Origin of the sequence: Caulobacter sp. S45 (genome assembly GCF_009765965.1) — a bacterium.
In the GTDB taxonomy this organism is placed as follows: Bacteria; Pseudomonadota; Alphaproteobacteria; order Caulobacterales; family Caulobacteraceae; genus CAHJWH01.
Map to the genome: position 1 here is coordinate 304,435 of NZ_LMUL01000014.1, position 9,923 is coordinate 314,357.

Here is a 9,923-nt window from a genome sequence, read left to right on the forward strand (position 1 = left end):
GCTGCAACCTTCGCGGTGGGAAATGACGATTCGCCGCTTTTCGGAATGCACCGTGGACTGTAGGATTTTCGCTTGGGGCGCGAAGTGGGGCGGGCCTTCGCGTCTCCACAGGACCACCCCGTAACAGGTTGCGTCCATGAGAGCCCGTAAGCGCATCCCCGAACCGTTGAACTTCACGCCGGACGAGAAATCGCCGCGCGAAACGGCGCGCAATCGCGCCGGCGCCGAGGCGGTGCTCAAACCCCTGCCCAAGAAGGCGGCCCTGGCGAAAGCCGAAACCAACGGACCGGCTCCAGACGCGACCCAGGCGTCGGGCCAAACCGCGGCCCGGACCGCTCCGGCCCTCGACCTGGCGCGCCACGCCTATGCGATCGGGGCCGTAGCCGCCGTAGCCTGGGCCGGCATGCTGATCGCCTATGAGGTCGGTTATGTCCGCGGCTGGAACGTCCTGCTGCGCACGCCGAGCCATCTCGCCGTCCTGCTGGCCCTGGCCCTCCTGCCAGGTCTGTTCATCCTCGCCGCCGCCTTCTCCGTTCGCCAGGGCGCGCGTCTCGCAGCCGAAGCGCGCTGGACCCACAGCCTCGCCAACGAACTGATCACCCCCGCGGTGCTGGCTGCCGCGCGCACCAGCGACATCGTCAGCGCGGTGCGCGCGGAGGTAGAACGCGCCTCCATGGCGGCCCTGGTCGCCCATGACCAGCTCGTCGCCGTGCGCGAAAGCCTGGCCGCCGAAACCGACCGCCTCACCGAGACCGCGGCCGAGGCCCAGCGCACCGCGCGGGTGGTGGGCGAAACCCTGACCCAGGAGCGCCAGGGCGTCACCGCCCTGCTGGCGACGCTGAACGCCAGTATCGACGATCTGTCCGAAGGGGTGGAGCGCCAGACGCGTCTGGTCACCGAAACCTCCGACCTCGCCCGCAGCCAGCTCCAGGAAGCCGAAGCGACGCTGGCGGCCGGCGCCGCAAGCCTGGCCACGGCCGGAGTCGACGCCAGCGCCGCCGCTGAGAACGCCGGCGACGCCCTGGTCCGTCAGTCGGAACGGCTCGATGTGGCCGCCGCCGCCCTGTCGGAGCGCCTGCGTTTCCTCGACGCGCGGTTGACCGACCAGCGCAACGCCCTGTCGACCCTGGCCCAGGGACTGGAGGCGGACGAGGAGGACATCGCGGTCCGGCTGGAAAGCCATCGCGCCCAGCTGATGGACGTGATCGCCGAAAGCCGGGCCGGGGCGAGCGACCTCGCCCATGCGTCGGACGTAGGCGCGGAGGCCCTGCGCGCCTTGGCCGCCGCCGCCGCCGCCCAGATCGACGAACTTGTGCAGGGCGTCCGGACCAACCGGACCCTGCTAGCGAGCGAAGCGCAATCCATCCGGGCCGAGGCGGAAGCCGACCTGCGCCAATCCCTGGCCGCCCTGGCCGACGTCGGCGACGACGCGCGCGCTACCGCCACGACTCAAAGCGAAGCCGCACGAGAAGCCGCCAATGGCCACGTCGCCGCCGCCCGCCTGCAGATCGAACAACTTGGCCAGCTCGCCTTCGATGCGGGCCAACGCGCCAACCAGGCCTTCGACGCGCGCATCGCCGACGCTCGGCGGCTGATCGAGCAGGCCGCCTCCGTGGTCGAAGACGCCGGCCTCAACTCGGCCAGGCGGATCGAGACGGGGTTGGATGCGGCGCGCGGCGCGCTCGGGGACCTTTCGGGAGCGTTGACGGACATCGATACGAAGATGTCCAGCCTGCCCGAAGCCGCCCAGCGCCAGGTGGACGGCGTGAGGATCGCCGTCGAGCGCGGCCTGGGCGAACTGACCGCCGCGGCCCGCAAGGCGTCGGAAGAGACCCAGGCGATCGACGCCACGTTCCAGGACCGCATCCGCCGCAACTACGACTCGCTGAGCGAGGCGGTACGCCTGATGAGCAGGGTCGCCGGAACGACGGATTCCGGCCTCGCCCCGACCCCCTCGGCTTCCAAGCCGCAACCCGCTCCCAAGCTGGATAGCGCCGCGTCGCCGGTCCCGGCCGCCCCCGCGCCCGATCCGGCGCCGGCCACGCCGCCATCGCCGGCCAATCCCTTCGCCGCGGTGCGATGGGGTGCGTCGCCGTCTTCAACGGTTTCGGCCCCTCCGGTCGCCCGGCCCGAAACGGTATTTCCCCAGGAACGCCGGCCGGTCTTCGCCACCGCCCGCTCCCAACCGTCGGCGCCTGGCCTGACCGCGTCCTTCGACGAGCCGGCCACGGCCGTCCCCTCGCCCGTCGCGGTTCCGGTCCCTGAACTTGTCTCCACGGTGGCGGAACCCGGCTTGCGGCCTCGGCTGAAGCTGACGCCGACCTTAGGGGACGAAGCCCTGAAAGCGGTGTTCGAATCTGCGGCGGCCAAGGACACGGGCGCCGCCGCCTCCGTCAGGCGCCTCGAAGATCGCGCTCAAATGGACGGCGAACTGGATGAATGGACCTGGAAGGACCTGCTGTCCTCGATGGACCAGGGACCGACCGACACCGACAGCCTGGCCGAGCAGATGATCCGTGAGATCGAAGCCCTGGGCGTCGACTCCGCCGCCCTGCTGCCGCCTGTCCGGGTGGAGCAGCTCGTGGAGGCGTTGTTGGACGGCGACGCCGCTTCGGCGCGCGACGCCCTGCGCCGGCTGGCCCCGGCGGCGATCCGGCGGCTGTCGCGCCGGGTGCTGACGGATAAGGACCTGCGCGAGCAGGCGGATCGATTCGTGGCCCGCTACGACATCCTGCTTCGCGACGCCGCCGAGCGCGACGACAGCGTACGCACGGCTGCAGGCCTGCTGAGTTCCGACGCCGGACGAGCCTACCTATTGCTCGACGCGGCGGTGGGCGATCTCTGAGCCCAGGCGGATGTTTCGGCTGACCGCGCGCGAGGAGCGCTGGCCTATCGCCGGCGCCTTCATCATCGCGCGTGGCTCCAAGACCGAGGCGCACGTCATCGTCGTGGAGATCGTCGATGGCCCATACGTCGGCCGTGGCGAGGCCACGCCCTATCCCCGATACGGCGAAAGCGTCGCCTCCAGCCTCAGTGGGATCGAGAGCGTGCGCGACGCCATGGAAGCGGGCGCGGATCGCCTGGCGCTGCAGGCCCTGCTGCCGCCCGGTGCGGCGCGCAACGCGTTGGACTGCGCGCTCTGGGACCTGGAGGCGAAACGGGCCGGCGTTCGCGCCTGGACGCTCGCCGGGCGCTCGAGCCTCGATCCAGTCGAGACCTGCTACACCCTGAGCCTCGCCCCAGCCGAAGAGATGGCCGACGCCGCCCGCGCCTCGGCCCACCGGCCGATGCTCAAGCTCAAGATCGGCGCCGCCGACCACCTCGACCGCGTCGCCGCCGTGCGCGAGGCCGCGCCCAAGGCGCGCCTGGTGGTGGACGCCAACGAGGCGTTGAGCTTCGAGGACCTGAAGCGGATCGCGCCCGAGTTCGCCCGCCTGGGGGTGATGCTGATCGAACAGCCGCTGAAAGCCGGCGAGGACGAAGCGCTGGAAGGCTTCGACAGCGCCGTGGCGCTCTGCGCCGACGAGTCCCTGCACACCCGCGCCGAGCTGGCCGTCTGCGCGCGGCGCTACCAGTGCGTCAACATCAAGCTCGATAAGACCGGCGGCCTGACCGAGGCGCTGGCGCTGCACGCGGCGGCGAAGGACCTCGGTCTAGGGATCATGGCCGGCTGCATGGTCGCCACGTCCCTGGCCATGGCCCCGGCCATAATCATCGCCCAGGGGGCCGAGGTAGTGGACCTCGATGGGCCGCTCCTGCTGGCGCGGGACCGCGACCCTGGGCTTACATTTGTAGGCTCGATAATCGAGCCGCCGCCCGCGGCGCTTTGGGGGTAGGCCGGCGGCCGGGCTGAAAAGGCCCGGCTAAGGCTTGGCTGCGACCTCCGTCGTTCCAGCCGGCACGATGGGCAGCGAGATGAAGCTCTCGTGGGCGCCGCCGTCGAAGATGTGCTGGGTCGCCTTCTGGTAGTCGCCCGGCTTGGCGAGGAAGATGCTGTCCACATAGGTCTGCGGGTTGCGGTCATAGAGCGGGAACCAGCTGGACTGGACCTGCACCATGATCCGGTGGCCCGGCAGGAAGACGTGGTTCGCCGTCGGTAGCGCCCAGCGATAGAGCTCGGGCGTGTTGGCCGGGATCGGCGCCGGGCGCTCGAAGCTCTGGCGATAGCGGCCCCGGAAGATATCCATGGCCACGCCAAGCTGATAGCCGCCCATGGTCGGGTTGGCGGGAACCTCGTCGGGATAGACGTCGATCAGTTTCACGACCCAGTCGCTGTCGGTCCCGCTGGTGGAGGCCCACAGGTTGACCTCGGGCATGCCGGCGATCTGGACCGGAGCGGTCAACACATCGGTGGTGAAGGTCAGCACGTCGGTGCGATCGGAGAAGTTGCGCTGATCGTCCACCAGCCACTCGCCCCAGGTCGAGCCGCGCGAATAGGTCGGCCGGATCGGGCGCAGGCGATAGGGAACGGGCTTGGTCGGATCGGAGACGTAGCTGTCCGACAGCGAGCCTGCCCGCGCCTCCATCGGCGCGAAGCCCAACCCGCCGCCATGCTGCAGGTAGAGCGGCGTCGGCCTGGCCGCCGGCAGCGGCCACGCGTCGTAACGCCGCCAGGTGTTGGTCCCGGTCTCGTAGGCGGTCACAGGCGAGATGGCGGCGGCGGGCGGAGCGTCGTCCTTCAGGTGCGCGTCCAGGAACGGCTTGAGCACCTCTCGGCGGAAGCGGGCGCCGGTGTCGCCGTCGAACACGATCGCGCCCAGCTTGGAGCCGTCGCCATTGGCGCCGCCGTGCTTCCAGGGGCCGAGCACCAGCCCATCTTCGTGGGCGGAGTCCTGCTTGCGGGTGGACAGGTAGGTGGCGACCGCGCCGTGCATGTCCTCCTGGTCCCACAGTGAGGCGACATAGAGGGTGGGCACCTTGTGCGGCTTGTCGGCCAGGATGCGGTCGAGCGACTGGGCCTGCCAATAGGCGTCGTAGCTCGGATGAGCGGCGAGCTTCTGCGGGAAGCCCAGCTTGTCCACCCCGTATGCGCGCATGAAGTCCGACGCCGAGCCCGCCCGCAGGAAGGTGTCGTAATCGTCATAGGCCCCACGCCACAGGTCCTCTCCCGATCCGCGCGCCGTATCCTGGGAGTAGTAGTAGTCGTAGCCGATCAGCCGGAATGCGCCGCCGTGGAAGTCGTCGTCGTTCATCCAGGTGTCGGCCACCGGGTTGATCGGCACCGCCGCCTTCAGCGCGGGATGCGGATCGCTGAGCGCCATCAGCACCAGCATCCCGTCGTAGGAGGTGCCGATCATCCCCACCTTGCCGTTGCTCTCCGGCGTATGCTTCACCAGCCAGTCGATGGTGTCGTAGGCGTCGGTGGCGTGGTCGACGGCCGTGGGGTTCAGCGGCCCGCGCAGGGGACGCTCGTTCACATACTCGCCCTCCGACCCATACTTCCCGCGCACGTCCTGGAAAGCCACGATGTAGTTCGCGCCGATCACCACGTCGTAGGTCGAGGGGATCACCGCCGCCATGTGCGGGCTCTGTTCGCGGCTGGTGTGCTCACCGGCGCCATAGGGCGTGCGGTCCAGCAGGATCGGCGCGCGCGACGCCCCTTTGGGGATGATCAGGATGGTGTGCAGCTTCACCCCGTCGCGCATGGGGATCATCACCTCGCGGCGGACATAGTCGAAGCTGTCGGTCCTGCCTTCGAAATTGGCCGGCATGTCGGTAGGCTGGAACGGCGGCGCCGCCTTGGCGGCCGGGGCCGCAGCCCCCAGGACCAGCGCCGTCGGGGCGAGTGCGACGAGGGCGAGCCGGCGCCAGCGCTGGAGCATGGGTTTTCTTTTCCCTTGAGATCGAGCCCAACGCGTAGTCCGCCCCACCGATAAGCTCAAGGGCGCACGTTTTATCGCCCGAGCCGCGGTTCCCCGCTTGCGCTGCTCCGGCGGCCGGGGGATGGATTGGCGCCTGCAACGCCATTCGGGAACCCCTATGCCGGTCCTTCGCCGTTCCGCCCTCTCCGCCGCGCTTCTGCTGGTCGCGAGCTCCGCCCTCGCCATGCCGCCGGGCGCCAAGAAGGACCTGCCGCCGCCCCCCGCCGAATCGACGCCCGACATCGCCACCAACGCCAAGGCCGACCCGGTGCTGAAGGCGGCCATCGCCGCGCCCACCCGTCCCGCCGCCGACCGCGCCCGCGACGGCTTCCGCCATCCCGAAGAGACCCTGCTGTTTTGGGGCCTGAAGCCCGACATGACGGTGATCGACCTGCAGCCGGGCGGCGGCTACTGGACCGAGATCCTCGCTCCTTACGCAGCCAAGACCGGTGGCACCTACATCGGCGGCGTCGCCGACCTGGCCAACCCCAAGCTGTCGGAAGGCGCCAAGAAGGGTCGCGCCAATTTCGAGGCCAAATACGCCGACAAGGGCCGTTACGGCACGCCCCGCTATACCGGCTTCGGTCCCGTTTCGGGCCCGCTCGCCCCGGCCAACAGCGTGGACCTGATCATCACCTCGCGCGAAATCCACAACTGGATCGCCGGGGGTTACTTCGAGAAGTCCCTGAAGGACTGCTACGCGGCGCTGAAACCCGGCGGCGTCCTGGCCATCGAAGAGCACCGCGCCGATCCCAAGCCCCAGGACGCCAAGGCCAGCAGCGGCTACGTCGCCACCGACACCATCGTGACCGCCGCGACCAAGGTCGGCTTCAAGCTGGCCGGCGCCTCCGAGATCAACGCCAACCCAAAGGACACCAAGGACTATCCCTTCGGCGTCTGGACCCTGCCGCCTACCCGCACCAATTCGGAAGGTGGCCACGCCCTCACCGCCGCCGAGCGCGCCAAGTACGACGCGATCGGCGAGAGCGACCGCATGACCCTGCGCTTCCGCAAGCCGGCCTGAGGCGACGGTGGAGGCCAGGGCGCGGGGCTGGGTGGCGCTGGCGGGGCTGGACGGCTTGATCGCCGTCGCCGCCGGGGCCTTCGGGGCGCATGGGGTCCACGATCCGCTGACAGCCAACCTGCTGCGTACCGGCGCCCAGTACCAGGGGGTCCACGCCGTAGCGGCCTTGGCCTGCGTCGGGCTCATGGGCGTGGCGCCGCGCCAGGCTCGTCTGGCGGGCTGGCTGTTCGGGGTCGGCGGACTTGTATTCGCCGGTTCGCTCTACCTGCTGGTCCTCACCGGCGTGCGAGTGTTGGGCGCGATCACGCCGATCGGCGGGCTACTGCTGATGGCAGGCTGGGCGGCGTTGATCTGGGGCGCTCTCGCGGAATCTAGGGCGCGCTGACGGTCCTGGCGAGCCTGGTGTCGAGCCAGAGCAGGCCGTAGCCGGTCGCGATGAACCCCGCCGCAATGGCCACGGCGTTCACGCCTGTCCGTTCCCACCCGATATGGATCACATCCATGAAGGGATAGGCGTAGACGCCCTCGATCGCCCCGCGCACCAGGGCGTAGACGAAATACGCCAAGGGAAAGATCGCCCAGATCAGCGGATCGCGGCGGCGTAGCCTGCCTTTCGGCGCATAGGCCAACCAGAACAGCGGCGCCAGGATAGGCGTCACATGGTGCAGCAGAAGGTCGGCGAGCTTGGCGCCGCCGCTGAGTTCCACCAGGTTCCGCAGCAACAGCCCATAGATCACGCCCACGAGCAGGATCGCCAATGTCACCCCGGCGACCAGGGTGGGCGCGCCGAGGCGAGCCCTTCCGAACGCCACCCCTGTCAGGACCACGGCCAGCAGAAGGTTGGTCAGGACGGTGAAGTAGCGGAGCATGACCCAGATCGCAGTCGCCGCCGATCCGACCCGCGCCGACGAAGCCTCGAACTGCACGACCAGCCCTACCCAGGCGACGAGCGCGATAAGTCCCGCCAGTCCCCTCCCCGTCGAGGAGAAGCCGCCCGTTACTGGCGCGGCGGCGGTCATGCCGCGGCGTCAGTAGAAGATGTTGTGGACAACCTCGATCACCCGGCCCGTGCTGTTGGATACGAGCAGCGCGTCATCGTCCACCCGCACCCAGCGCGTTCCGATCGGCGCGGGGCGCAGACCATAGCTGTCCGGCGTGGAGAGCCAGTAGCTCTGCGCCATGAACAGGCCCGGCAAGGTCGCGCCGACCGCCCAACGCTGGAAGAAGTAACCTCCGGGGCGCCGATAAGCGCCGATCGGATAGCGATGGCCGGGCCGATGACCACCGATCGGCGGCCTGGGGCGATTAGGCCTGGACGGCCTGTGAACGGGCTTGGACGGCTGGGGCCTGGAGGGGCCCGGCGGCCGGGGCCGCGACGGGTTGGGTCTGCCGGGATTGGAGCCGCCGCCGTTTCCGGCGCCGGGACGACCGGGCCTGCCGCCGACGGGCCGGTTCATACCGGGTGGTCGTTTATCGGTCGGTTGCGCAAAGGTCTCGGTCGCCAAGCCTGCGAACAGGAGCGCGACTACACCATATACAAGGTACCGCTTCATAAGCACTGACCTCGCCAACCTGACTGTAGCTCAGCAATACCTGCCGCCTGGATTTCAGTCAACGCCGGATAGTATTGCGCAAATCTCATCGCATGGATGTTTGCCCAAACGCCCTCGCGGGCGCGTCAGCCCTTGCCGAGCGTCGGGCTATTGAGCAGCCGGCCCTTCATCGCCTTCACCCAACCGGTGAACTCGTCCAGGTTCGCGCCCATCTGGACATGATCCAGGGCCGGGGCGCCGTTGTCGTTCACACCCGCCAGCGCTACGCGAAGCGCGCTGGACTGGGCGGAGGCGTCCGCCAGCTTGGCGTAGCGCGCCCGCAGGCGCGTGAGCGATCCGTCGTCTCCCGCTAGGCTGTAGGCGATGGCGGTGCGCAGCAGGCCGGCCTGTTCGTCCTCGGTCAGCGGCTGGGCGGCTTGGTAGCGCTTGCCGAGCGACACCTCGAGCAGTCGGCCGGCGGTCGGCCAGTCGCGCTTCTTCCACGCCACATCGGCGCGCAGGGCGACCGCATCCGGCGAAGCGTCCTTGTCCAGGATCTCCAGGGCGTCGTCATAGCGGCCGAGCGCCGAAAGCGCGCGCGCCTGGATCACCCGGCGCCGCTGCTGCAAGTCGGGCGGCAACAAGGTGCTGCGCGAACCGTTCAGCGCGTCCAGCGCCGCTTCCGGCTGCCGGTTCATCAGCTGGATCACGGCGAGATCGGTGTCCACCTGCGCCCGCGGCACGCCGTCCAGCCGGTTGTCGGCCTGGTACTTCAGCAGTTGAGCGGCCTGGTCCAACAAATCCACGTCCACCAGCCGCCGCGCTAGCTTGCGCACCATCAGGTCCCCGTCCGCCCCGATCGGGGTCAGGTCCTTGAAGTCCAGGAACATGGACAGCGACTGCAACGGCGGCAGGCCGTCCGCGCCGCCGTCCAGATACAGGTTGCGGAAGGTCGTCCCCAGGTCGGCCTGGATGGCGACCGAGGCCGGCAGGTCGGGCAGGGTCTGGCTGGAGCCCCGCAACGCCTCGAGCGCCTCGCGGTATCGACCCTGGCTGATGTAGAGGCGGCCGAGCGCCCGCGTCGCCTCCAGCTCCGTCGCATCGCCGCGCCAGCGGAAGCGGATGGAGCTGAGCGCCGACGCCGCGTCGTTGGGCGATATCTGGTTCTGCGCCTGGCGAATTTCGGTGGCGTGCAGCAGCCCTGTCGTCGCAAGGCCCGGATAGTCGCTCTGCGACGCGGCCGTGTAGAGGGCGAGCGCCTGGTCGCCATGGCCCTGAGCCTCCAGCAGCCGCCCCTGGTCTAACTTCAGGCGCGCCGCGTCCACGCCATCCGGCTGGGCGGCGACGGCGAAGCCAAGGTCTCGGCCGGCGGCGTTCAGGTCGTTCACGCCCAGATCGGCCTCAGCGCTCGCCTCGGCGAACTTGGCCCGCCAGCGCGGCGAGAACTTCTGGGCGACGGCGATCCCCGAACCGAAGGACTGGCGGGCGCCGGCGGTGTCGCCGAGC

Annotated in this window: 7 protein-coding genes and 1 pseudogene; 4 read left to right on the plus strand and 4 right to left on the minus strand. The window is 69.6% G+C overall.

The window, feature by feature from the left end; genetic code table 11:
* The first annotated feature begins 136 nt into the window (after window positions 1-136).
* On the plus strand, window positions 137-2,845 hold the full coding sequence (locus tag GSQ87_RS08670; RefSeq protein WP_158915090.1) for a hypothetical protein: 2,709 nt from the start codon (window positions 137-139) through the stop codon (window positions 2,843-2,845).
* 10 nt (window positions 2,846-2,855) lie between these two features.
* Window positions 2,856-3,836, plus strand: coding sequence for an N-acetyl-D-Glu racemase DgcA (dgcA, locus tag GSQ87_RS08675; protein ID WP_158915091.1), 981 nt, complete (start codon window positions 2,856-2,858; stop codon window positions 3,834-3,836).
* Between the two features lie 27 nt (window positions 3,837-3,863).
* Here dgcA and GSQ87_RS08680 read toward each other — a convergent pair whose 3' ends face one another.
* The gene (locus tag GSQ87_RS08680) at window positions 3,864-5,822 is read right to left on the minus strand and encodes a CocE/NonD family hydrolase (protein ID WP_158915092.1); all 1,959 of its coding nucleotides are present in this window, start codon (window positions 5,820-5,822) and stop codon (window positions 3,864-3,866) included.
* A gap of 157 nt (window positions 5,823-5,979) precedes the next feature.
* Between GSQ87_RS08680 and GSQ87_RS08685 the strand changes: the two genes are divergently transcribed.
* Both GSQ87_RS08685 and GSQ87_RS08690 read left to right on the plus strand, forming a co-directional pair.
* Complete coding sequence (locus tag GSQ87_RS08685) at window positions 5,980-6,885, plus strand: class I SAM-dependent methyltransferase (RefSeq protein WP_158915093.1); 906 nt, start codon at window positions 5,980-5,982, stop codon at window positions 6,883-6,885.
* Window positions 6,886-6,892: 7 nt separating this feature from the next.
* The gene (locus tag GSQ87_RS08690) at window positions 6,893-7,270 is read left to right on the plus strand and encodes a DUF423 domain-containing protein (protein WP_174241417.1); all 378 of its coding nucleotides are present in this window, start codon (window positions 6,893-6,895) and stop codon (window positions 7,268-7,270) included.
* Here the strand turns inward: GSQ87_RS08690 and GSQ87_RS08695 are convergent.
* The 3 genes and pseudogenes from GSQ87_RS08695 to GSQ87_RS08705 all read right to left on the minus strand — a co-directional run.
* Complete coding sequence (locus GSQ87_RS08695) at window positions 7,257-7,904, minus strand: Pr6Pr family membrane protein (protein ID WP_158915094.1); 648 nt, start codon at window positions 7,902-7,904, stop codon at window positions 7,257-7,259. The genes GSQ87_RS08690 and GSQ87_RS08695 overlap by 14 nt on opposite strands.
* Before the next feature lie 9 nt (window positions 7,905-7,913).
* Window positions 7,914-8,342, minus strand: a complete 429-nt coding sequence (locus tag GSQ87_RS08700) for an RcnB family protein (protein ID WP_158915095.1) — start codon at window positions 8,340-8,342, stop codon at window positions 7,914-7,916.
* 221 nt (window positions 8,343-8,563) lie between these two features.
* Window positions 8,564-9,923 (minus strand): annotated as a pseudogene (locus GSQ87_RS08705) (endoglucanase); the annotation flags it as partial.